18 protein-coding genes and 1 riboswitch (1 of these 19 cut by a window edge) are annotated in these 24,292 nt (G+C 51.2%); of the genes, 3 read left to right on the top strand and 15 right to left on the bottom strand.

The window, feature by feature from the left end:
* From MHH48_RS04680 to bcp, 15 genes are all read right to left on the bottom strand, one after another.
* A protein-coding gene (locus tag MHH48_RS04680) for an NCS2 family permease (protein WP_076325866.1) crosses the window boundary here: on the bottom strand, positions 1-1,306 show its 5' portion. Its footprint begins 65 nt before the window's first position; the window shows 1,306 of its 1,371 coding nt (coding positions 1-1,306); it begins with the start codon at positions 1,304-1,306; its stop codon lies beyond the left edge, outside the window.
* Positions 1,307-1,518: 212 nt separating this feature from the next.
* Positions 1,519-1,617: riboswitch (purine riboswitch) on the bottom strand.
* 278 nt (positions 1,618-1,895) lie between these two features.
* Entirely contained in the window at positions 1,896-2,834 is a 939-nt protein-coding gene (locus MHH48_RS04675; protein WP_076325867.1) for an NADP-dependent oxidoreductase, read from the bottom strand.
* Positions 2,835-3,086: 252 nt separating this feature from the next.
* A complete protein-coding gene (gene guaA, locus MHH48_RS04670) occupies positions 3,087-4,625 on the bottom strand; it encodes a glutamine-hydrolyzing GMP synthase (protein WP_076325868.1) in 1,539 nt (512 codons plus the stop codon).
* A gap of 78 nt (positions 4,626-4,703) precedes the next feature.
* Positions 4,704-7,028 carry a transglutaminase domain-containing protein gene (locus MHH48_RS04665; protein WP_076325869.1) on the bottom strand — a complete coding sequence of 775 codons (2,325 nt, stop codon included), beginning with the start codon at positions 7,026-7,028 and terminating at the stop codon, positions 4,704-4,706.
* Positions 7,000-8,307 carry a DUF58 domain-containing protein gene (locus MHH48_RS04660; RefSeq protein WP_076325870.1) on the bottom strand — a complete coding sequence of 436 codons (1,308 nt, stop codon included), beginning with the start codon at positions 8,305-8,307 and terminating at the stop codon, positions 7,000-7,002. The genes MHH48_RS04665 and MHH48_RS04660 overlap by 29 nt, the downstream gene beginning before the upstream one ends.
* The gene (locus MHH48_RS04655; RefSeq protein WP_076325871.1) at positions 8,304-9,311 is read right to left on the bottom strand and encodes a MoxR family ATPase; all 1,008 of its coding nucleotides are present in this window, start codon (positions 9,309-9,311) and stop codon (positions 8,304-8,306) included. The genes MHH48_RS04660 and MHH48_RS04655 overlap by 4 nt, the downstream gene beginning before the upstream one ends.
* Positions 9,312-9,706: 395 nt before the next feature.
* Complete coding sequence (locus MHH48_RS04650; RefSeq protein WP_076325872.1) at positions 9,707-10,540, bottom strand: carbohydrate ABC transporter permease; 834 nt, start codon at positions 10,538-10,540, stop codon at positions 9,707-9,709.
* A gap of 31 nt (positions 10,541-10,571) precedes the next feature.
* Complete coding sequence (locus MHH48_RS04645) at positions 10,572-11,522, bottom strand: sugar ABC transporter permease (protein WP_083659825.1); 951 nt, start codon at positions 11,520-11,522, stop codon at positions 10,572-10,574.
* Positions 11,523-11,552: 30 nt separating this feature from the next.
* Positions 11,553-12,875, bottom strand: a complete 1,323-nt coding sequence (locus MHH48_RS04640) for a sugar ABC transporter substrate-binding protein (RefSeq protein ID WP_076325873.1) — start codon at positions 12,873-12,875, stop codon at positions 11,553-11,555.
* Between the two features lie 140 nt (positions 12,876-13,015).
* Positions 13,016-14,569 (bottom strand): response regulator, encoded by a 1,554-nt coding sequence (locus tag MHH48_RS04635; RefSeq protein WP_076325874.1) that lies wholly within the window; start codon positions 14,567-14,569, stop codon positions 13,016-13,018.
* Positions 14,544-16,322, bottom strand: a complete 1,779-nt coding sequence (locus MHH48_RS04630) for a sensor histidine kinase (RefSeq protein WP_076326033.1) — start codon at positions 16,320-16,322, stop codon at positions 14,544-14,546. Before MHH48_RS04630 ends, MHH48_RS04635 begins: the two co-directional genes overlap by 26 nt.
* A 320-nt stretch (positions 16,323-16,642) precedes the next feature.
* Positions 16,643-17,818 (bottom strand): NAD(P)/FAD-dependent oxidoreductase, encoded by a 1,176-nt coding sequence (locus tag MHH48_RS04625; RefSeq protein WP_076325875.1) that lies wholly within the window; start codon positions 17,816-17,818, stop codon positions 16,643-16,645.
* 32 nt (positions 17,819-17,850) lie between these two features.
* A complete protein-coding gene (locus MHH48_RS04620) occupies positions 17,851-18,321 on the bottom strand; it encodes a DUF1641 domain-containing protein (protein ID WP_076325876.1) in 471 nt (156 codons plus the stop codon).
* 270 nt (positions 18,322-18,591) lie between these two features.
* Positions 18,592-19,899, bottom strand: coding sequence for a polysaccharide deacetylase (locus tag MHH48_RS04615; RefSeq protein WP_076325877.1), 1,308 nt, complete (start codon positions 19,897-19,899; stop codon positions 18,592-18,594).
* Positions 19,900-20,079: 180 nt separating this feature from the next.
* Entirely contained in the window at positions 20,080-20,562 is a 483-nt protein-coding gene (gene bcp / locus MHH48_RS04610) for a thioredoxin-dependent thiol peroxidase (protein WP_076325878.1), read from the bottom strand.
* A 129-nt stretch (positions 20,563-20,691) separates the two neighbouring features.
* Between bcp and MHH48_RS04605 the strand changes: the two genes are divergently transcribed.
* The 3 genes from MHH48_RS04605 (at position 20,692) to MHH48_RS04595 (ending at position 24,216) form a co-directional block, all read left to right on the top strand.
* Entirely contained in the window at positions 20,692-21,780 is a 1,089-nt protein-coding gene (locus MHH48_RS04605) for an LCP family protein (protein ID WP_076325879.1), read from the top strand.
* Between the two features lie 81 nt (positions 21,781-21,861).
* Positions 21,862-23,178, top strand: coding sequence for a glutamate-1-semialdehyde 2,1-aminomutase (locus tag MHH48_RS04600; RefSeq protein WP_076325880.1), 1,317 nt, complete (start codon positions 21,862-21,864; stop codon positions 23,176-23,178).
* Positions 23,179-23,343: 165 nt separating this feature from the next.
* The gene (locus MHH48_RS04595; RefSeq protein ID WP_076325881.1) at positions 23,344-24,216 is read left to right on the top strand and encodes an aminoglycoside 6-adenylyltransferase; all 873 of its coding nucleotides are present in this window, start codon (positions 23,344-23,346) and stop codon (positions 24,214-24,216) included.
* Positions 24,217-24,292: the final 76 nt, after the last annotated feature.

Below are 24,292 nucleotides of genomic sequence, written 5' to 3'. Positions count from 1 at the left end.
GCACCTTGGTGTCTGTACGTCCAGTCAGCTTGCCGAATACTGCAAGAATCACATAAGCAATGATGCCGGCAGAGATACCGTTTGCGATACCGCCAGTGAAAGGCATCAGGATGATGGTCAAGAATGCCGGGAACGCCTGCATGAAGTCATCCCACTCGATATCGCGTACCTGACTCATCATCAGTACACCGACAATGACAAGCGCTGGAGCTGTAGCAGCCGAAGGAACAACCAGAGCAATCGGAGCTAAGAACAATGCCAGAATAAAGAGTACGCCAGTAGTAACCGCAGTCAAACCTGTACGTCCACCCTCTGCAACACCGGAGGTACTTTCTACGAAAGCAGTGATTGTACTTGTTCCAAGGAATGCGCCCGCGCTTACGCCGCCGGCATCCACGAGCATCGCTTTACCAAGCTTCTTCTCGCCTTCCTCTTTGTTCTTCAGGAGTCCCGCACGGCCTGCGGTACCAACCAATGTACCGAACGTATCGAACAGTTCAACGAATGTAAAGATGAAAATAACTTCTAGAAGACCCATGCCAAGCGCGCCCTTCAAGTCCATCTGACCGACAGCCAGTTTATCAAATGAAGGAATCCAGCTTGCAGTACTCAGACCTGACAGATCGGTTACTCCCATTGGAATACCAATCAGCGTTGTCAGCACGATACCGATAAGCAAAGCGCCCTTCAATTTGAGAACCATCAGGATGGCGATCAGGAACAGCCCGATTATCGCAAGCAGCGTATCTTTGTTCTGAATGAAATTCCCAAGACCAAGATTGAAGGCACCGCCTGGTACCGGATGAGTTATATCCGTTCCTGGGTTAATGGAAGCCGTTACGATGTTGCCCAGCTTAAGACCAACGATGGTAATGAACAAGCCGATACCGACCGTAATGGCAATCTTTAAATTGTTTGGAACCGCAGTCAGCAGCATTTGGCGGACTTTGGTAACCGTAAGAATAATGAAGACAATACCGGAGATGAATACTGCACCGAGTGCGGCCTGCCAAGTAATCGCTCCGTTCGAGCTTAATACAACTGTCATGAAATATGCGTTCAAACCCATACCTGGTGCCAACGCAACCGGAATGTTAACGAAGAAGCCCATCGCCATCGTCACAAGGCCGGCACCTACTGCAGTAGCGAAAAAGACGCCTTCCTGCGGAATACCTGCGCCATCAGGACCCAGGAACAGATTGTTGACCAGCAGGATGTAAGCCATGGTCATAAATGTCGTCAAGCCTGCGATAATCTCGGTTCTTACATTTGTTCCGTGTTCCTTTAGTTTAAAGAAACGCTCCATTGTAGAGATATCCCCCTTAAAATTAATGACCGACAACATACAAAAAGACCCTAAGGATAAATCCCCAGGGCCATCGCTTGAAAAAAGAGCCGCAAAACAATCATTCGCATGCTGCCAGGCAGCATCCTTATCGAATAACCGGCTGCTGCTTTATGGAGCGGCGCTCCATAAACAGGCCGATATCTCGAATGCTGGACGAGTCCGCATCATTATATTGCCGCTCTTCTTTTCGTAGCGAGATCATTACGGTGACCTGTAGAGACTCCCGGGCCCATTCCCAGGATTATACGAAAAAGCTCGTTATTTGTAGTTGTCATGTCAGTTTCTACACATATTCTAGGACGAGAAGCCCAATCTTGTCAATAACAAAAACGAATATTATACTTGTCAATTTAAAGAAATGTTCGGAAATTGATGCTTCGCCACCTATTGATTCTAGGACAACTGAACTACATACGACAAAATACACCATGGAATATTGCGCACATGATCACTGAAATCCGTTCGGGAGGTGTTTCACTCGATGGTAGCAGAAGCAGTCGAAACCGGATTGTTTCCCACGCAGGGAGAAATTGGGATCGTGTGCTCCTCAGGAGAAACTTATTGCTATTTTACCGACAGCATGGTGGGTCTCACTTAATGCCTGGGCATCGTAGAGCCCTTTTTGCGAAAAAGGAAACGTAGCTCCCACTACTGATCTTACTTTTTTTTGCTCCAACAGATCTGCTATTTCCTGAAGCTGCTGACCATTGGGATCCAGCCATATATTTTTGGCGGTTACGTCGTATTCTCTTACCAGCTCCTCATCAAAATCGCTGACAATCGATATGATTCGCCCGGTGTGTTTTTTCAACACTTTAAAGCTGTTCTTCTGAACGTCACCGCCCATCGTATCGAACACAACATCCACATCCGATAATACATCTTGAAATGGGGTCGTGCGATAGTCAATAATCTGATCAGCTCCAAGTGAAGCCAGCAGTTCATGATTACGCTCACTAGCGGTCGTAATAACGCAGGCTCCCGCTTGTTTGGCAAACTGGATAGCGAACATCCCAACACCGCCTGCGCCTGCGTGGATCAATACCTTCTCTCCTTTGGTCAGTTCACCATGTGTAAAAAGCGCCTGCCAAGCAGTCAGCCCTGCGAGCGGAACGGATGCGGCTTCCTCCCATGAAATAGCAGCAGGCTTACGCGCCAGCAGGTGTTCATCCACCAAAGTATATTCGGCATAAGTGCCAAAACGAGTCGTTTCCGGACGGGCAAACACTTCGTCTCCCAATTTCCAATCCGTTACCTCGTGCCCAATTTCTGAAATTGTCCCGGCAACATCCCAACCTAAAATAATCGGGAACTCCCAATCCATCATTTGTTTTAAATAGCCTTCACGGAGCTTCCAGTCAATTGGATTTATCGAGGTGGCGGCCACCTTAACTAAGACCTGATGAGCTTGTGGTGTAGGGGTAGGTACTTCTCTTTCCTGTAGTTCTTCCTTGCCCCCATATCGATCAATGACGATAGCTTTCATTCTTATTCCTCCTCGGTCTTGGTTCAACTTCCTTTTAGGACTTGGCTCAACCTCCTAAACGCTCGGACCTAACTTTTGCACCTTAACGTATTATTGATCTTATTACACAAAAGATGCATACAATAAAACCATGGGCATCTATTCGTCTATTGATTACAGGAAAAAGTTCGCGTGGTACAACCACACATAAAAAAGCCTTCAATCCCACAGATGTGGATTGAAGGCTTTTGTTTTAGTACAGCAGAAAATAAACTACTCCCACTCGATTGTTGCTGGCGGTTTGGACGTCACGTCATACACGATACGGTTGACGTTCTCGACTTCGTTCACGATGCGGACGGAGATTTTCTCCAGCACATCCCATGGGATACGCGCCCAGTCCGCTGTCATGCCGTCAATGGAGGTAACGGCACGGATACCTACGGTGTAGGAATACGTACGTGCATCACCCATTACGCCGACACTCTTCATGTTCGGAAGCGCCGTGAAATACTGCCAGATCTCGCGATCCAGTCCCGCTTTCGCGATTTCTTCGCGCAGGATGTAGTCGGAATCACGAACGATTTGCAGCTTGTCCTCCGTTACTTCGCCCAGTACGCGGATCGCAAGACCCGGTCCAGGGAAAGGCTGACGGTGAACAATCTCATCCGGCAAACCAAGCTCCTCGCCGACTTTACGAACCTCATCCTTAAAGAGAGCTTTCAACGGCTCGATCAGTGTGAATTTCATGTCTTCAGGCAGCCCACCGACATTGTGGTGGGATTTGATCGTATGCGCCGTGTCCGTACCACTCTCCACGATATCGGTATACAGCGTGCCTTGTGCCAAGAATGCAAAATCGTCAAACTTGCTGGACTCCTCATCGAATACGTAGATGAACTCGTTGCCGATGATTTTCCGTTTTTTCTCCGGATCGTCTACGCCTCTCAGCTTGGACAAGAAGCGTTCCTGAGCGTCAATTTTAACGACCTTCATATCAAACTTGCCAACGAAGGTTTCCATAACACTCTCAGCCTCGCCTTTGCGCAGCAGTCCATGATCGATGAACATGCATGTCAGCTGATCACCGATTGCCTTGTGAATCAACATGGCCACAACGGAGGAATCAACGCCGCCGCTCAGCGCGCACAGCACTTTTTGCTCGCCGACAACTTCGCGGATTTCGCGAACCTGGTCCTCGATAAAAGTCTCCATGCTCCAGTTGCCTTCACAACCACACACTTCGTACAAGAAATTCTTGATCATTTCATTACCATGGACGGAGTGACGAACTTCCGGATGGAACTGCACGCCGTACAGCTTCTTATCCTCGTTACTCATCGCAGCGATCGGAGCGGATTCCGTTCCTGCATCCAGCTTAAAGCCGGTAGGCAGCGATACCACGTGATCACCATGACTCATCCACACGGTTTGTTTTTGCTCAATCCCTTTGACAAGCGTCGAGTTCGGAGCAAATTCCAATTCGGCTTTACCGTATTCGCGTTTCGAAGCACGTTCTACTTTTCCGTCCAGTTGTTGAGCCATCAGCTGCATGCCGTAACAAATGCCGAAAATCGGCAGTCCCAGATCATAGATGGCTGGGTCCACATGCGGTGCATTCTCGGAATACACGCTGGAAGGACCTCCTGAGAAAACAATGCCGCGCGGGGAAAGTTCTTTGATTTTCTCAGCGGGCGTGTTGTATGGCAGAAGCTCACTATAAACGCCAAGATCGCGAATGCGTCGTGCTATAAGTTGGTTGTACTGTCCACCGAAGTCCAAAACGACGATGATTTCATTAGGCTTATTCATTACCGGGCCTCCCTTGATTAATGAAATTAATTATACGCAACCCGAATTCATACCGTCAAGAAAGAGGGCCTTTTGTTTTCATGCCAGTTTTTTGACAATTCGAATACATTGGCGTAAAAAGAGTACTTTTTCGGTACGGGACCACGGTTTATCATGGTATGCCGCCCGCTCCCAGCGCTGCGCAAACTGCTCCAGCTCCGCCCTGAATTCGACATCGGCAATCGACAAAGCATTGACGTATTGACGCATGGTCTGCCCTCTTTCCACATCTCCAAATCTTCGCTGGAGCTTGTCCCAAACCCACACCGAGGCCGATACGAGCCCCTCCCGCCTGCTTATCGCTATCGTTCTGGCCATCCTCATGAAGGCCAAGCTTTGGCGCACGGTCGGCATTTGATAAACAACTGCCACAAGGATGGGAAGAATCAATAGTAGAACGCCCCCAAACATCACAGGACCGATGGCGGCTATCAGAAAGAGTACTTTAACGACGCCGTAAAGCATGGAATTCCACATGCTGTTCCAGTACTTAAGCCCGGCAGAACCAAAATCACCGGCAATCGGAGGAGTGGATATCTGCTCGATGCCAAAGCCTGGGGTCGGATCAAACATCACCCAGCCTTGTCCCGGAAAAAAAACCTCAACCCATGCATGCGCATTCTTTTGGGCCACCTCGTAACGATCAACCGTACCTGCTACCCGCTCACCCGGTGCAAATCCGGTCACGTAGCGTGCGGGGATGCCTTCAGATCGGAGCAGGACGGTCATTGTCGTAGCAAAATGAACGCAGTACCCTTCCTTCGTATCAAACAAAAAGTGATGCGTAAAATCCCGGCCCTCCGGTGGCACGGATGTTTGCAGCGTATACGTATAGTTCTTCTCCAAATAGGATTCGATAGCTTTCGCCTTTTCATACCTGTTCTCAGCGTCCAATGTGATCTTCTGCGCTAAATCCCTCACCCTGAGGGGCAGCTCCTCAGGAAGCTGCAGGTACATCTCCTTCATATATTCGGGATCGTTGTTAGTTGCACTGCGGAGCGACTGCTCCTCCGGCTGACTATATACTGTTTCTATCGTATAACCGGATACCGCCCTCTCGCCTTGCAAGGATACCGTTTCGGACAGCCTGTCAACGGCAAGCCTCGGTGTACCTCTCTCTTTGGAGAAATGCATCTCCTTTACGCGGGTAATAATACCTCCGGACAACAAAGATTGCACGGGGGTATCTTGTTCAAAAGTCAGCGACTGAACGATCGTCTCTCCAGAAGGACGCTCCCAATACGGCAGGATGCCGCTCAAGTCTTCGGATAGTTTGACGGGCTTGCGGATGGAAGGATCTGCATCCCACTTCCGTCCGTCATACCGGTTATACGTATCCCCCCGCCAATAAGTCGGTTCAGGCGATTGGGCGGTAAAATACAACGCATCACTCAGCGTCAGCGGACCCCCCAAATCTTTTCCCTGGGAAGTGTATCCGGCAACCTGAGAGGCAGGAATCGACGGTTCCGCGTTTCTCCAGAGCCGATCCCCCCATCCCGTCATACGTTCCGCCATTTCGGATACCGTTAATCCCATACCCGCCGAAGGCTCGCTAAAAGCTCCTCCCACTCGGGTCATTCCGGCGATTAGACAGGAAGCAAGCACCACCACCAGACTCCAGCGAAGCACAGGCAGCCCAGACAAGCGGCCGGATCGAACAGGCTCAGGGATGTCCACTCCCCTATGGGTTGCCTCAACGGTTTCCTGCTTCAGCTTAAGAATCAGCATCATGCCCTGGGCCAGCAAAATATACAATACAGCCCGCAGCATATCACGGTATATGCTCTCATCCATGGCAGATTCGAGCACTGCTAAATAAACCAGCGTCGAACCGCCAAACAACCACACGGTTCGGCGATACAAAGCCAGCATATGGACCGCGGATACCATGATAGCCCAGCCGACAAGCAGGATGATCGTTCTCGTCTCCTGGCTTAAGGCAGTAAACTCCCACACATTTCCGAATATCGAAACGTCACCCGGAAGTATAGCCGAAGCATAATCGGATAACCATGCCAGCGGATCGCTATATTCAAACAATCGGGCACACAGCCAGACCACCAGAACAGCGTTCAGCGGCAGCCATACCCAGCCCCGCAGCGTAAACAATCCTTGAAGCAGCAAGAATAAAGCCCAGATGAATAAGGTTTGCAGCATAAGATGGCCGCCCATGTCCCCTGCATCCCGAAGTGGCAAGAGCCACTCTGACAGCAGTCCCATAACCGGCAGAGTAATCAATATGCGATGAAGAAGCGTTCCGTGCGACAATCGGGAGACGAAAATATGGGGTACACTATGGGCTCCGGATATACTGGTCTTCCGATGGCCTCCTTCCCTAACGGGCGAGCTTTCCGGTTCGATCATGGCCGGCACCTCCTATCTGCATTGGCTTCCCTTCTGTCGGCTGTTCATGCAAATAAACCAGTCTCCCGCCTTTGCTGAAGAACTCTCGTGCCCATTCTGGCTGCGCCTGATTCTCCATTGGACTATTTGGACTAACCCATGAGCTTGAATTTCCAGCCGGTTTCAAGTGCTTTACACTTTGCGTACAGAAGATGGTAACCTTTCTGCTTCCAGCATTCAGCAGGTTGATCGCTGCAACAGCCGCTCCCTGATGAAAAACACCTGTGATAATCGCCCAATCTGTATTCTTTTGCGAGGGAGATAGAGACTTCTCGAAACTTCGGTTCCGTAAAGGATCTTTCCCGGTTAGCTGAACGGAGGCAAACGGTACTAACGTATCCTGCTGCGCCTTGAACACACCCTTGTATTCGATCCGCCGATCCTCCATCCCATCCCCATCCATACATAGTTGATAGGGAACTTTGTAGCGGATGAGCCGAGATACAAATCCTGCTGCCGCAGATACCGCGTCTTCAAATGCATCCTCCGGTTTCAAGGCTCCAAGACCTGCATACCCTTGGAGCGATGTATCCAGGACAACCCCCTGTCTTGATCCATAACCCTCATGCGGCATGAAGGATTGCAGGCGTCCGAGCTTCGCGGAATTCTTCCAATGAATCCGGTTCATAGGATCACCGGGAACATAGTCGCGCACGCCCGATCCTCTCATTTCATTCCAAACCTTGAAGCGTACCCGTTCATCTTCCATGTCCATATCGCTTCCATGCATGGGCACCTGGGCCTCCGGCCACGCGGAGGGCCTTGGCAGCACGATCATGCCGGCTGTATCGCTTTCCACACTCCGGCTTGTCCTGAACCAGCCGAACATATCGCCCCATTCCACCTCGCTATAGATCGAAGACCAGACTCCGCGGGGAACCTGGTTCAGTCTGTAGGTATACTCGAGCCTTCGCTTCAAGCCCGGGAACAGCAGCTTGCGATACTCCCTGCTGCCGATCCGGTCGGTTATGATAAGCCACGGCACGGGCAGAAGGGAACGATAAGTTACTTGAACCGTCATCTGAGCAGAATCACCAGCCTGTATGCACGAAGGAAAGCTTGTATGTGATATGGTGATTCGGTTTGGGCCCAGCAAGCTCGTCAAAGCCCCGCCAAGCAATAGAATCGTGGATGCCCACCATACAAGCCGCAGCGATTCCCCGCCTAACCAAACATAAAGGCCCAACGAAACGGACCAGATGGCCACTCCTCTCGACCATTCCAGCAGACGGCGTCTCATGACGGATTTCCCTTGCGGCTTCGCTGGCGCGGCAGATCAAACCTCGTAATGATGGACTCCACCATTTCATAAGAAGTTACGCCGGCAGCGCGTGCCTCATGAGACAGATGAATCCGGTGGGTCAGCACCGGTACGGCAACACGCAGGCAGTCATCCGGGATGACATACATTCGTCCTGTCAGAAACGCAGCCGCCTGTGAAGCGCGAAGCCACGCCAATGTCCCTCTCGGGCTAATCCCCAGGGTCACGCCCTGCTGTTTTCGGGAAGCATCGGCCACACTGACCATGTAACGTTTTATGGTGTCATCCACAAATACACGGGAAACCATCTGCTGCATCCGGATGAGCTCAGATCCCATCATAAGGGGCTTTAGATCGTCCAGTCTGGAACTGCCCATCCCCCGCTCCAGCAGCTCCAATTCACCTTCCATATTGGGATATCCCAGCGATAATCTCATCAAAAAGCGGTCCAGCTGCGCCTCCGGCAGACGGCTTGTCCCTTCATATTCATAGGGATTTTGCGTTGCCAGCAGGAAGAAGGGGGCCGGCAGCGGATACGTATGGCCGTCCACGGTGACGCGCCCCTCTTCCATCGCCTCCAGCAGCGCGGATTGTGCCCGTGGCGATGCCCGGTTAATTTCATCGGCCAGCACAATATTAGACATCACGGGTCCGGGCCTAAATACAAATTCTCCCGTATGCGGATAATAGACCGACGCCCCTGTAATATCACCTGGCATCAAATCATACGTAAACTGAATGCGGCTGAAATCACAGCCGATTAACGCAGCCACCGACTTCACCAGCATGGTCTTCCCGACTCCCGGCACGTCCTCCAGCAGCACATGACCTCCGGCCAGTAAGGCAATCATCGTTAAGGAGATTTGCTCCTCATGTCCGACAATGACACTCCCGATCCGTTTGGTAACTCTCCCCAGAAGCTCAGGTGCCCACTCCGGATGATTTGCTTCTTCAGCATGAACGGATGAACTAAACAAGAACATCAACCTCCAACCTATATTCATAGATTATTAGATAGCGGTAACTTGGAATCTTGAATCTATGAATAGGTTTTCCAAGAAAGCAAGAAGATAGACGTCATTTGCTAGAAAAGGATTGGCCTTTCCTCCATGATTTATAGCGTACGGTCCACCTAGCCTGATCGGAATCTACACGAAAAAGGCCAGCCCGTTGCTCACGGCTGGCCTCCAATTCATTCTACTTACATGCTGACTTTCATCGTTCACGTCCGATCATCATATTAACGATTCACAGCCTTAATCATTCCAATTCCAAACTAGGTTAAGGATAATCCAGTGACCCCTGTCTACAGAACACAAATAACCCGTTAGCGGGTTCCTCATTCAAGGAGCTCCGCTTACGGGCTGATTAAGCTCACCTATCCCTTAATCCCGGATAAAGTAACGCCTTCAATAATATATTTCTGACCGATGATATATACGATGAGGACCGGGATGAGCGCAATGGATGCTCCGGCCATCATGAGCGTCCAATCCGTTGAATACATGCCCCGGTACAAATTCAGCATCATCGGCACGGTAAACTTATCCGTGCTGCTGAGAAAAATCAGCGGGTTAAAGAAGTTGTTCCACATCCCGAGGAAGGTAAAAATCCCGAGTGCCGATAAAGCCGGTTTGATTAAAGGCAGCATAATCCGGGTGTATATCGTCCAGCGGTTCGCGCCGTCCACGATGGCCGCCTCCTCCATTTCCTTCGGAATGCCTCTGAAGAATTGCCGGAGCAGAAACACCCCGAAGGCGTTGAGAAGTGCCGAAGGGACGATAATCGCCAGATGTGTATCCAGCCATCCGATATTTTTCATGATCAGATAGAGCGGAATGATGGTCACTTGTCCCGGCACCATCATGGTAGCTAGAAACAGAATGAACAGCGGCTCCCGGAACGGGAACGTGATTTTGGCAAACGCATAGGCCGCCATGGAACAGGTAATCAGCTGTGAAACCACAACGATCATATTGATGTAGAAGCTGTTAAAATACGCGCGCCCGAACGGCAGCGCCGTCAGCGAATCCTTGTAATTGGACCAGATGAACGGGTCAGGAATCCATTTGGGCGGCACGACGAATACTTGCGACAAATCCTTGAGCGAGCTGAGCACCATCCAGACAAACGGCAAGGCCATCATACACGCGCCTATGATCAGCACGATATGCAGCACTACGGTGGACATCCTCAATCCCCGATGTATCATTCATTTTCCCTCCTTCCTAAAGGTTCGACCGTCAGTCTTCGTAATGCACCCACCGCTTGGACATCCTCATCTGGAACAAGGTGAGCGACAGGATCATCACGAACAGGATGACCGCCGACGCCGTGCTCTTGCCAAAGGTGAAGTCCGCAAAGGCCGTCTCATAGATGTGATAGACAAGCGTATAGCTGGCCTTCGCCGGTCCGCCGGAAGTCATGACAAACGACTGGTCAAACACCTGGAAGGAACCGATAATGGACATGATCGTTACGAAAAAGGTCGTCGGGGACAGCAGCGGAATCGTAATATGGATCAGTTGCTGCCATTTGCCGGCACCGTCAATCTCGGCCGCCTCGTAATAACTTCTCGATATGCCCTGAAGCCCGGCAAGGAACAGCACCATATTGCCTCCCAGCCCCATCCAGACGCTCAGCAGGGCAATCGAAGGCATCACGTACCTGGAATCCGTCAGCCAGGAGGGGCCCGTTATCCCGAACCACTGCTGCAAGTACATGTTAATAAGGCCAAAGTCGGCGTTGAACAGCCACATAAACACGACGGCGACGGCAACGGACATCGTAATGTTCGGCATGAAGTAGATCAGCCGGTACAGAATCTTCCCGCGAACCCGGTTTAAGCCTACCGCCACCAGCATGGCCAGAACGATGCCTGTCGGTACCGAAAGAATCGTGTAATACACCGTGTTCACCAGTGCGATGTGGAACTCCTCATCCTGAAGCTGGGACACGAAATTTTGGAGACCGATAAACTTCTTGGCTCCCATGCCGTCCCAGTTCATCATGCTGATGACAAAAGCCGAGATGAGCGGGATCAATGAAAAAGCGATCAAGCCGATCATCTGGGGAAAGATAAAAAAGTAGCCCCATAAACCATCGGACGTCTTGCTCTTTAAGGTCGTTCTCCTCTCCGGAAACCGCTCCGGAGAAGGAGCGGCGCCGGAGCTTCCTGCAGGCTGCGTGTTCATTTCATCTCACCGTTCCTCCCCAGAGCTGGATCAATTCTTGCCGCTCTTGTAATCTTGAATTTTCTTGTTAGCCATATCCTGAATGTCCTTCATCGAGCTTTCAAGATCCTGATCTTTCAGCCATAGTGCCTCGAACTTGGACGTAATATCCTGGCTAAGCCCGGGAATGCCGGCCTCGAACGGAGTCAGGGAATACCCGATCTCACGCGCGTCCAGGAATAACTGGGCATGCTCCGGCAGATTCCCTTCCAGCACCACCTCATCCGTTCCCTGTACCGACGGGACAGCATTGCCGCCGCCCTGCAGGCGAAAGCGTTGACCCTCTTTACTTACGTACTCGGAGAAGAAGGTGTATGCCGCTTCCTTATTCTTCGATGCCTTGTTCATCACCATGTATGCGGTCGGGATACCGGCCGGCTCGATCTTATTGCCGGTATTGGTTGGCCATGTGACCACGTCATATTCAAGTCCTTGATTCTTCTTGAACAGCGGCAAGTACCAGCGGCCTGCAGCAACGAATCCAACTTGGTTGGACATAAACATGGCATCCCCGCCCTGCCCTTTAGGAAGCGTGCCGGAGAAGGTGATGTTTTTGGATTTCACGTTGTCGTACAGGAAGCGGAACGCCTCCATCGCCTTCGGATCCGAAGCCGCTACGAAGTTCCCTTCGTCGTCATACACCCGGCCGCCGTTGGAAGTAACCCAGCTGTGGTAGCTGTTCCAGGAGTTATCCAGCACGTAGCCGTACTTTTTGCTGTCCCGGATCTTGTCCGACATCTCCTTGAATTTGTCCCAGGTCCACTGTCCGCTCGCCTGAAGATCGGCCGGCATCTCGGTGATCCCTGCTTCTTTCAGCACCTTCTTGTTGTACCACAGCACCATCGGGTTACAGTCCACCGGTACCCCGAAGGTCTGATCGTCCCGCACGGCTGCGCCCCACAAGCCTTCGAAATAATCCTCTTTCTTGATCACGCTTTCCGGTGCTTCCATATACGGCGTCAAATTCTCAATGCTCTGATTCTCGATCAGTTTCACGACCAGGGCGTCCCCTGCATAGAAGATATCCGGGGCCGTCCCACCTGTTAATTGGGTTAATATTTTCTGATCATACTCGCCCGGAATCGGAATAAATTCGACCTCAATGTCCGAGTGATTCTTATTAAAGTCCTTCGTGAGCTCCTGAAAGCGGCTAAGCTCCCCGGGATTTCCCCAGGTCGCCCATTTAATCTTGACCTTCTCGCCGCTTCCGGGCTCCCCGCCTTCTGATGTTCCGCCGCCTCCACACGCTTGGAGTATGGATGATAGTAGAAGAATGATTGCAAGCAATGACCCTCTCACCTGTTTCCTTGTCATTTCATTTCCTCCATTCAAACCAGATTTGGACTCGCTGGCAAGTTCTTGTAAACGCTTTAATTATAAAATTTTGGCAAAAAGTTTTTGAACGGATTATGTTCCGAAAAAGTGGATTCTTTTCGGATCCTAAGAAATTCCCATTATTTTCGATGCTGTCCCTGGTACTCAGCAGGCGTCATGCCTACCAACTTCTTGAACAGCTTGCTAAAGTATTTCACGTCATTAAATCCGGAACGATCCGCCACTTCATACACTCGTAGCGATGTGGTGGAAAGCAGCTCCTTGGCCCGTTTCAGCCGCAGATCAATCACATAGTCAATGAAGTTGTGCCCCGTGACGCGCTTAAACAATTCGCTAAAATAGTTGCGGCTTACGGCCACCTCGTCCGCCACCTCCTGCAGGGAGATCGGCTCGGTGAAGTGCGCCTTAATATATTGGACGGCCTGCAGCACGATTCGCTCATGCAGCGTGGATTCCGGTACGGGGTGACGCATGGCTTCCTCCCCCAAAGTATGGAAGCCTTGGAGCACCAGCTCTTTCACTTCCTCCACCGAGCGAAGCTTGCCCACTTCTCCGATTTGCGGAAACGGCGGGCAGCCGGGAAGATGAAACATAGCGAGCAAGCTCAGAAGCTCCTCTGCTTCTCGGAGGACCGCCCGTTTCTTCATCCTTCCGGGCTGCCAGCGCAGCATAATGGACTGCAGGCGCCCTTCGCTGATATCCATGTTCCCGACGGTCAGCGCGGCTCTTAGGGCATGCAGCTCAGCGGCCGCCCTCTCCTGAGCCGAATCGGCCTCGGTCAGAGGGAGCTCCTCTGCCCGAAGAATCTGTTGATCTTTATGAAAGAAGAGGCCTTCCAGGCACTCGCTAGCTTCTCGAAACGCTTCTTGCAGCTTATCCATGCCGTTATATCTCCTGCTGAGCCCCATCGCGCATCGGATCGGCAGACGGATGGCCTCTTCGTGCTCTGAAGCTGGCAGCCTTCCTGCATGCCGTAGGGGCACGTAGACAGCGATCCGATCCGTCTCCAGCCGAGCTGCCAGCGCCTCCGGCACCTGGTCATATAACTGTCCCATTAATCGCTCGATCTCGTCATGCCAATCCTTGTGCTGAACCCCGGCCGCGCCAGCCCCTGGATCAGAATTAAGCTGGAGCACGGCCAGCAGATAAGGACCGTTATGGTTCCATGCTTCCAGCTTTGCGAGCGCACCGGGCTCCCCGGACAGCGCCTGAAAGAGGACTTTTTCCGCGGCCTTCTTCTGATTCAAACGCTGCTGCTGCTCATGCTCGGTCAAAATCCGCTGCATCTGCTTCTCCTCTTCCAGCTTCAAACGCATGTGATCAAGCACAGCACCCAAAGAGTCCGCATCCAGCGTCGGCTTGAGAATATAATCCGATGCGCCAAGCCTGATGCCTTCGCGCACGAACTCAAAATCGCTATGACAGCTGAGCAGCAGCACTTTCACCCAAGGACAAAGCTCCCTTGTCCGGCGGGTCAGCTCCAAACCATCCATGACCGGCATCGCGATATCCGTGATCAGAATGTCCAGATCCCCGTTCAGAATCCATTTCATGGCCCGCTGTCCGTTGGAGGCCTCGCCCACAAGCCGGTAACCATATTTCTCCCAATCGAAGGTCGATCGAAGTCCTGTACGTGCGATCGCTTCGTCATCCACGAGCAGCACTCTGTACATAATCGTCCCCCCTTTGCCTCGCAAATGTTATCGTGACCCGCGTTCCTCCGCCTTCCGGGCTTTCTACCCATACCCCGTAGTGACTGCCGTAATACAACTGGACCGTTTGGTGAACATGACGCAGCCCGATGTGGGTCATGCCTTGCTTGGAGTGATCCTGCTCATACGACAGCAGTCCCGCTATTCGTTCGGGCTTGATGCCGATTCCATTGTCCTCGATCCGAACCATGACATCCTGCTGGTGCGGTGTTATTCGAATCGTGATAACGCCAGGATCATCAAGCGGGGCGATCCCGTGAAAGATCGCATTCTCCACAATCGGCTGCAGCAGCATCCGGGGAACATAGAGATCCTCCATTGGCTCGGGACATTCGATCCTCAGCTCAATTTGATGGTCGTATCGGTAATTCTGGATGATCATATATTTCCGAAGTAGCTCCAATTCATCTCCAAGGCGTATGAACACCCCATTGCGCTCCAGGCTCCCCTCCAGCAGCTGAACAAGGGCCGTAACCGATCGATCCACGTCATTCGTCCGGTTCAGCTTGGCCATCCAGCGAATCGAGTTCAGTGTATTGTAGAGAAAATGAGGGTTGATCTGATACCGCAGCGCGCGGATTTCCGCCTTTTTTTTCTCGGATTCCTCCGCGGCGATTCGCCGGATCAGCAGATCGATCTGCTCAATCATTTTGTTGAAGCTTCTGCCCAGCTGACCGATTTCACTGGGACCCACATTCTTGCTGCGGACCGATAAATCGCCTGCTTCGCTTCTGCGCATCAAGCGGCTTAAATGAACGAGCGGATTGCCGATCCTCCGCGTCATGAAATAACCGATCCCGATCGCTGCCAGAATCGATCCGAATACAATCCAGACCGTGAAACTCCGGATGCTGGCGGAATCGGCCGTTAATTCCTTAAGTGGCACCATGCCGACCACATGCCAGCCGTTGTTCAGGCGCGAAGGGATCATCAGCGTTTTGTTGTTGTTCAGGTTGTATTCCGTCAATCCCGAGGGCAGCTTGATCTTGGACGGCTTCCCGTACATGGAAGGATCGGGATGGTAAAAGTAACGATTCTCGTCATTGGCCACGTACATATACCCCGTGTTGCCGAATTGGACATGGTTTAATTCATCGATCAGGACATCCCCCATAATCTCGATGAACATCACCCCGACGATCTCCCCCGTATCCCAGCTCCGAATTGCCCGGCCCAGCCCAAACACGGGAAATCCCATTCCCGTTTGCTTCAGGTAGGAGGTATCCGACAAGCCGAACCATACCGCCTGCCCGTTCGCCTCCAGTATCGCTCGATACCAAGGAGAATCCCACTGGTCCGGGATGGACATCAAGGAATCGGCGCTCAGGACCGAATTGTTCCGCTGCACGTCAAACACGTACACGTCCAATATCTCCGGCGAATTAATCATGATGGAGGTCAACAGATCCTTTCCCTCCTTCACCTTCAACGTCAGGTCGTATTTACTGATATCCTGATCCTCGAGGATGCCGTGAACCACTTTGCTGTTCAGCACCATCATCGAGGAGTCATCCAGTTTCTTGAAGAACATATTCAGCTTGTCACTGACTTGGGTGATCGTGAGGGAAGCCACTTTACTGACCTGCTCCTCCACGATTGAGGCTGACTTGTGATACGACAGGAAACCCATGATGAGAACCGGGAGTGTGGTGCCGATGAAAAAAAACAAAAAAAGTTGAATGACAATGGAATGAAGACGATGATATCCCCGCATACATGCTCCCTCCGTTTCATAAAATGAAAACTGCGAACCTTTTGCGATAGCGCTTACATAACTTTTTAAACTTCTTTCTTCTTCTTTTTGGACTTTCACCTTTCAGTCTCTCCCTTACCTCCTTCTCTAACATCCCGCTCTGAAGCACGCGTGTGAAATCCCTTGGTATTCCTCGCTCCCGGGTGTAACCATCGTATTATGTTTTCATGTCGATGTCCCTAAGTCCATCTGCTTATGTTTGGGCTGCGAAATAAAAAAAGATGGACCCGAAAACTCAGGGTCCATCTCTTTATATGTGAATATAATGCCGCCTTCTAGGCTTAGTAAGCCAGTGTAAACAAACCGTTGATGTGGGATAGGTAACGCATGTTACTTGCTTCTTTCATCAAGGTTGCAGGCAGACCCTTCAATTGGGTCTTGTTAGCACCAATGGTACCGATGGCATCTTTACGTCCCAAGCTGCCGAGCGTACCGGAGAATACCGGTGTGAATGAAGCTGGTACGCCGCCATTCAATTGAGCGAAGATGTTGTAGCCGATCAGCTCGCCCATTTGCCATGCAAGCTGTGCTGTTGGCGGGTATGGGCGACCTTCCGGTCCCATAACAACCGCGCTGTCACCAGCAACGTATACGTCAGGGTGGGATGCGGATTGCAGGAATTCGTTAACAACCGCACGACCACGGTTGACTTCGATGCCGCAGTTAGCCACAACGGAATTACCCTGTACGCCGCCAGTCCATATCAATGTGCTGGTTTCGATCGTACTGCCGTCTTTCAGTTCAACGGTAGTGCCATCCATTTTGGTAATCGGCAATCCGGTCAGGAAGTTCACGCCGCGTTTTTGCAGGCTTGTTGTTGCGCGGTCAACCAGTTCTGCAGGGAAGCCTGGCAGAATGGAAGGAGCTGCTTCAACACAATAAAGCGTGATTTCTTGTGGATCGATACCGTATTTGCGAGCCAGCTCGCTTTTCATATCGGCATATTCACCAACAAGCTCAACGCCTGTCAAGCCGCCGCCGCCAACAACGATGGTAGCGTCCGCTTTGTTTTTCGTTTTGCTATATTCCGCAATGCGGGACTCCACATGAGCACGCAGACGGTTAGCATCGTTCACGGACTTCAGGATAAAGCTGTTCTCTTGCAGTCCTGGAATGCCGAAGAAGGCCGTTTCGCTGCCCAGTGCGATAACCAGGGCATCATATGTGAAGTTTCCGCCGTCATCGAGGGAAACCGAACGCTCATCCGGCTTGATTTCCTTAACGTTGCCGATGCGCAGGTCAACGTTCGCGCCGCGCAGAAGCTTATCGAGCGGCAAAGCTACTGCTTTCTCTGCGATGTTGCCTGCTGCCAGACGGTGCAATTCCGTAATGATCTGATGGGTTGGGAAACGGTTGATCAGCGTGATTTTTGCACCAGCACCAAAATGCTCGCGTGCAGAAAGCGCACTAAGCAAGCCGCCATAGCCTCCGCCCAAAATTAAAATATGTTTAGACATGACCATCCTCCGTTCTTCGTATGATTTATGGATTAACGCTTGTTTTGTTGGTCGCGCTCGTTAAGAACGTCCAAAAAAGCCTGAGCATAGCGAAGACCCTTTTGAACCTGAGGATCTTTCAGCATTTTCATCAGACCAAATACGCCAATCTGAGCTTGGTCGCCTTGAGCGTGTACACGGTCTCCGGCTTCGATAGCTGCAGATGCAACGCTTTTCGCTGCTGTCGTGACCGGCTTCGCGAATCCGCTAAGGGAAGCCATAGTGTCTTCCGCAAGCACGGGATCCGTAGCTACGGATTTACCGAAGTCATAAGCTTTAGTCATGACGGTCAGCATTTCTGCAAGTTTTGGAAGATTGTCCACGAGAGTTGTGAGGGATTCCTGAACCTCGGGCTTGAGCAGTTGTTCGAGCAGCACATCAGGACGGCTGGACGCCGCAGCTTCTTGGTTTCCTACAACATTTTCCGGAGTTTCGGACGGCTGTGGAGAAGATGTTTCTGTCATAAAGAATTGCCTCCTTTTCTTTAAGTGAATTCCCAAGATGGACTTGGCGACGATCGAACCGGTTAGCTTTAATTTTGGGATAACCGGTATCTATTATGCATCACTTACAAAAGTGCGAACTTAAGGGTGACTCACTATCGCCAAAAATAAAGCAGGGGGAAACTTCCCCCTCCTTTATTCTGAAACAATCTTAGGGATTGTGATAAATATCTCTAAGTACTAGTCTATAACTTGTGAAGCATAATTACAAACATAAAATGCAATTTTCGACTACAAAGTTAGAACGCGATACTCGCTTTCTTCATATGTCACTCTTGTAACAGGGCGGCCGGAAAAGTCAAGCGCTTCCCGAAGCGGAATCCAAGCAGTACCGCCGATTAAATGAACATCCGAAGACACCGGTTTGCCCCCTGTTTGCATGGGGAATAGCAAGCCGCCAACCGGGTCTGCTTCCCAGCGATTCCCTGCCAGCGTCACCTGCACGGTCTTGTTGTGAGACTTCCAGGACACGCTTCCGCCGAGCCGCTCCACCAGGGCGCGCAGCGGTACCATCAACCGGCCGTCCACCATTTTGTATTCCCCAGCCGCGAACGCAGTCTCCATTCCTCCGAATTCCACGGCCAGCGTTCGCCCAGTCTCAAACAGCGCGGCATTGGCTGCGACATGCTCCTCGATCCATTGCTTTGAAGGCTGCGAAACCTTACGTGCACTCTGCTGGGCACGAAATTGAACGGGCTGGATTTCCGGAGATAGTACATCAAAGGCATAGCCTTGCTTTTTATAATAAGAAATGATGTCCGGCAGAGCCTTTACGCTTTCGGCATGACCTCTACCGTCATGAAGAAGCACAATTGCCTCATTGCCGTTCACTTTCGTGGTTGCCCCTTTTACGATGTCTTTAACCGGGACGCCTCGATACCTGGAGTCGCCGCTGTCGACGTTCCAATCGAATACATGATAGCCCCCCTGCTTCATGAATTGAAAATAGGCTTCGTCAAAATGGCCGGCCGTTCCCCCGGGAGCTCTGACCAGCTGCGGCCGTTCCCCCGTAATTAAACGAATGATTTCCTCCGTTTTCTTAATCTGTCCCCAGAAATCCTGAAAATGCCCGTAGAGCTTGTCATAACGATGATCATATGTATGATTCCCGATCACATGGCCCTCCTCATAGATGCGGTTAATAATCTCAGGACGGGTCTCCGCTTCCTTACCCAGTACAAAAAACGTGCCTTTAATTCCCTCTCGCTTCAAAATATTCAGCACATCAAGCGTCAAATCCGATGGCCCGTCATCAAATGTCAGGTATACCGTTTTGTCACTTTGTTTCTTATATTGAACAGGTGCGGCGTTCACAGCCGATGTATTCTTGTATGCAGTCGTAACGATAGGCTTGCTTGACGCTTCCGGCTTCACCTGTATATCCTGCCCAGTCACTGTCATTGGCGCTGCTGCCAGAGGAGCGTGTTCCATATATATGTCAGTCGGCTGCTGGACCTCAAGCCCCATACCGATCATGATGAGCACTGCCAATACGCCGAAAAATACCGCAATTGATGTTACCCGCACCATATTATTCATTATCAACTCTACCTCCATCGTTTCTATGAGTTCGGCTTCCTGATAGATTATATGGAGGGTGTTTCAAAAAAAGACTAGAATTTGAGTAAACTGAATTCATTATTCCTCTGGTCTTATTTGTTAAAAAAAGGTCCCTTATCATGCCTGTCCAGGCATGCTGAGGGACCGTTCTTCATATAGCTATGACAGCACGGCTGTGAGAACCGCTTCGACATGACCTTTCACTTTTACTTTCCGCCACTGGCCTGCAAGCTTTCCCTGCTCATCAATCAAGAAGGTAGAGCGTACAATACCCATATACTCGCGGCCGAACATCTTCTTCATCTGCCATACGCCAAATATTTCGCTTACCTTGTGCTCTTCATCAGACATGAGCAAATAGGGAAGGCTATGCTTATCAATGAATTTGGCATGGGATTTCAGTGGATCCGGGCTAATCCCGATCACCACTGCGCCAGCTTGCTCCAACGCACCATAGTTGTCCCGGAAGCTGCAAGCCTCCTCGGTACAGGTTGGGGTCATATTTTTCGGATAGAAGAACAGCACGACTTTACGTCCGCGAAAATCGCTTAATGCTACCTTCTCCCCGTTCGAAGCCGGAAGTGAAAAATCCGGCACCTGGCTTCCGACTGTCAACTGCGTTTGATCTACGATAAGGCTCAACTCCTACTATACGGACTTTAGTCCCGAAAATTGATTGTCTTTTCGAAAAAAATTATAATAGAATGAATGTCGAATGTTCAAATGTTCTATCGAATTTATTCATCAGCGTAATCCGAAAGGAAGAACACAATGACCAAAAAAACAAAGAAGACGATTATATGGAGTGTCAGCCTCATCCTCGCCGCTGTTATTGGTTACGGCATTTATTATGCGGCGTCGTTCTACGACGGCTTGCAAAGTCTTCAGAAATCAGGTGATTCCTCCCCTTTTCGCGAAATTGAAAAGGTAGATGCCAAGGTTCCTGCGCCACCCGAGTGGGAAGGAACGGAGACGGTTAACATTCTGCTGATGGGCGTTGATGCACGCGGTTTTGAGGAAGGCGAAATTCCTCGTTCCGACAGTATGCTTGTTGCCTCGATTGATCCGGTGAAGAAAAAAATGCACTTATTCTCTATTTTGCGCGATACTTACGTAGAAATACCCGGATATGACCGAAACCGAATCAATACGGCCATCACGCACGGCCCGAATACGGCCATGAAGGCTGTAGGCGATCTGCTGGGCATTCCGGTTCAATACTACGTCTATACGGATTTCCAGGGTTTCATGAAACTGGTTGATTCCGTCGGCGGGGTTGATTTCTATGTTGAGAAGGACATGAATTATTCCAGTAAAGCAGACAAAAACGAATACGACATTGAATTGAAGCAAGGCATGCAGCATCTAGATGGCAACACGGCGCTGCAATATGTCCGGTTCCGCTATGATGCGATGGGCGACTTTACCCGCACCGAGCGGCAGCGCGAGCTTTTGAAGGCCGTAGCCAAGAAAATGCAGACCACCACGTCCATCATGAAGCTTCCGGACATTCTGAAGTCCGTCAGCCCATATATTGATACCAATCTCGATGTCGAGGATATGTGGAAGCTTGCGAACGTTGCCTATAAGAGTAAAATGAGTGGCAGCGAACAGGTTCCTCCGATGAAACTCCTGAAGGAAGAACATATCGGCGGTGCTGCCGTTCTAACGGTAGGCAATCCGGATACGCTGAAACAGTATATCCAGGACATCTTAAATCCGCCAACGCCTGACCCTGAAACCGGAGGCAGCGAAGGTACGGAAAACAATTCTGAGACCCGTGGTTCTGAGAACAACGATTCTGAGAATGGTAATTCCGAAAGCTCCACTGCCCCATCTGCAACAACGGATCGTAACTAATACACTTACAGCAAGCAGGACAGGACGCTGCGTCATTTTAGCTTCCTGTCCTGCTTCATGAAGAAAGGAAGTTTTACTATCATGGCAACATCAAGAAACCGTTCCGAAACTCTGTATCAAGAAGCGCTGCAGCATATCGTAGGCGGCGTAAACAGTCCCTCCCGTTCCTTTAAAGCCGTAGGCGGTGGTGCCCCCGTCTTTATGAAACGCGCAAGCGGAGCCCACTTCTGGGACGAGGATGGCAACCGTTATATCGATTACTTGGCGGCTTATGGTCCGATCATAACCGGACATGCCCATCCGCATATTACGGCTGCAATCACAACAGCAGCTCAAAACGGTACTCTTTACGGGACGCCAACAGAGCTTGAGATCACCTTAGCCAAAATGCTGAAGGCCGCCATTCCGTCCATGGATAAGGTGCGTTTCGTCAATTCCGGTACCGAGGCTGTCATGACCACGATCCGGGTCGCCCGCGCCTACACCAAGCGCAACAAGATCATCAAGTTCGCCGGCTGTTACCACGGCCATTCCGATCTTGTCCTCGTGGCAGCAGGCTCCGGCCCTTCCACACTTGGTATTCCGGACAGTGCCGGGATCCCGGCCAGCATTGCGACGGAAGTCATTACCGTTCCGTTCAACGATCTGGAAGGCCTGCGCGCTGCCCTCGACGCATGGGGCGATGATGTGGCTGCCGTTATGGTAGAGCCGATCGTCGGCAACTTTGGGATGGTGATGCCGAAGCCGGGTTTCCTCGAAGGCCTATGTCAGATGACGCGCGACAACGGCTCGCTGGTCATCTATGACGAAGTTATCAGCGCTTTCCGCTTCCACTACGGATCTACCCAAACCTATGCAGGTCTGGCCAATCACGAGGCGATTCAGCCGGATCTTACGGCTCTTGGCAAAATCATCGGCGGCGGCCTGCCTATCGGGGCCTATGGCGGCCGTAAACACGTGATGGAACAGGTCGCACCGCTCGGCCCTGCTTATCAGGCCGGAACTATGGCGGGTAATCCCGCCTCCATCGCAGCCGGAATCGCTTGCTTGGAGGTTCTGCAGGGCGAAGGCGTATATGAAGAAATGGAGCGCTTGACCATCAAGCTGACGGAAGGCTTGCAGGCGTCCGCCGACCGCCACGGCATTCCGCTCACAATCAACCGCATCCGCGGCTCCTTCTCCACTCATTTCTGCGCTCATCCGGTCACGAACTATGACGAAGCGCAGGACACCGACGGTGAAGCCTTCGCTGCATTCTTCCGCCATATGCTGGACCGCGGCGTGAACTTGGCTCCTTCCAAATATGAGGCCTGGTTCATGACTACCGCCCATACGGATGCTGACATCGAGGCTACGCTTGAGGCTGCGGAGGAATCTTTTAAGGCCATGAAGAATTAATTTAAATACATTCAACATCGGAAAAGGAGATTTCCTTATGAAAAAGCGCTTGAACAAGTTATAACATGCTCCATGCCATGCTTCTACGGTCCGGATTCGTGGACCTCCTGACCTGTCCGATTCGAATCATGAGTCATCTAAATATGAATGCGGAGGCTGGATAACATGAGAAGCGAACAAGAAATGATGGATTTGGTATTGGGCTACGCAGCCCGCGACGAACGGGTTCGGGCGGTGACCCTGGAGGGCTCGCGAACGAATCCCAACGTGCCGAAGGATATTTTTCAGGATTACGATATCAGCTTTCATGTTACGGACATGGACAGCTTTATTCAGGATCCGGACTGGATTGATGTCTTCGGGGAACGGTTGATTCTGCAGACGCCGGAAGATATGGCCATGTTCCCTCCGGATCTTGGAGGCTGGTTCTCGTACCTGATGTTATTTACCGACGGCAACCGGATTGACATGACTCTGATTCCCATCGAGGAGAAGGAGAAATACTGCAAGGGAGACAAATTGATCCAGATCTTAATGGATAAAGATCAGACCTTTCCCAAGATTCCTGCTCCGTCCGACGAGGATTTCTGGGTACAGCGTCCGTCCGCAGCCTTCTTCGAGGATTGCTGCAATGAGTTCTGGTGGGTATCCACGTATGTAGCCAAGGGCTTGTGGCGGGAAGAAATACTGTATGCCCAAGACCACTTCCACAACATCATGCGGCCGATGCTGATGAAAATGCTGGAGTGGCAGGTAGGCACCCAGACCGATTTCTCGCTCAGCGTGGGCAAGAACGGCAAGTACTTGAAAAACTACCTGTCTGCGGACAGCTGGAATGAGCTGATGTCCACCTACCCTCGCGGAACCTACGAAGAGGTGTGGGAGGCGCTGTTTACGATGGGAGCGCTGTTCCGCAGAACCGCACTGGATGTCGCTGAGCAGTTGGGCTTTGAATACGATATGGGGCAGGATCGGCGTGTAACGGGCTTTCTGCAGCATGTCCGGCAGCTGCCAGCGGATGCGAAGGCGATTTATTAAGATTGCGGAAGCTGCAGTTCCCTTGATTCCAAATATGGAATCAGGCAGCCGTGCTCGAGGAGGAGTGACCACGGGT

The sequence above is a fragment of the Paenibacillus sp. FSL F4-0100 genome (genome assembly GCF_037993005.1).
Taxonomy (GTDB): Bacteria; Bacillota; Bacilli; order Paenibacillales; family Paenibacillaceae; genus Paenibacillus_AQ.
This window is presented reverse-complemented; position numbering and strand designations above follow the sequence as displayed.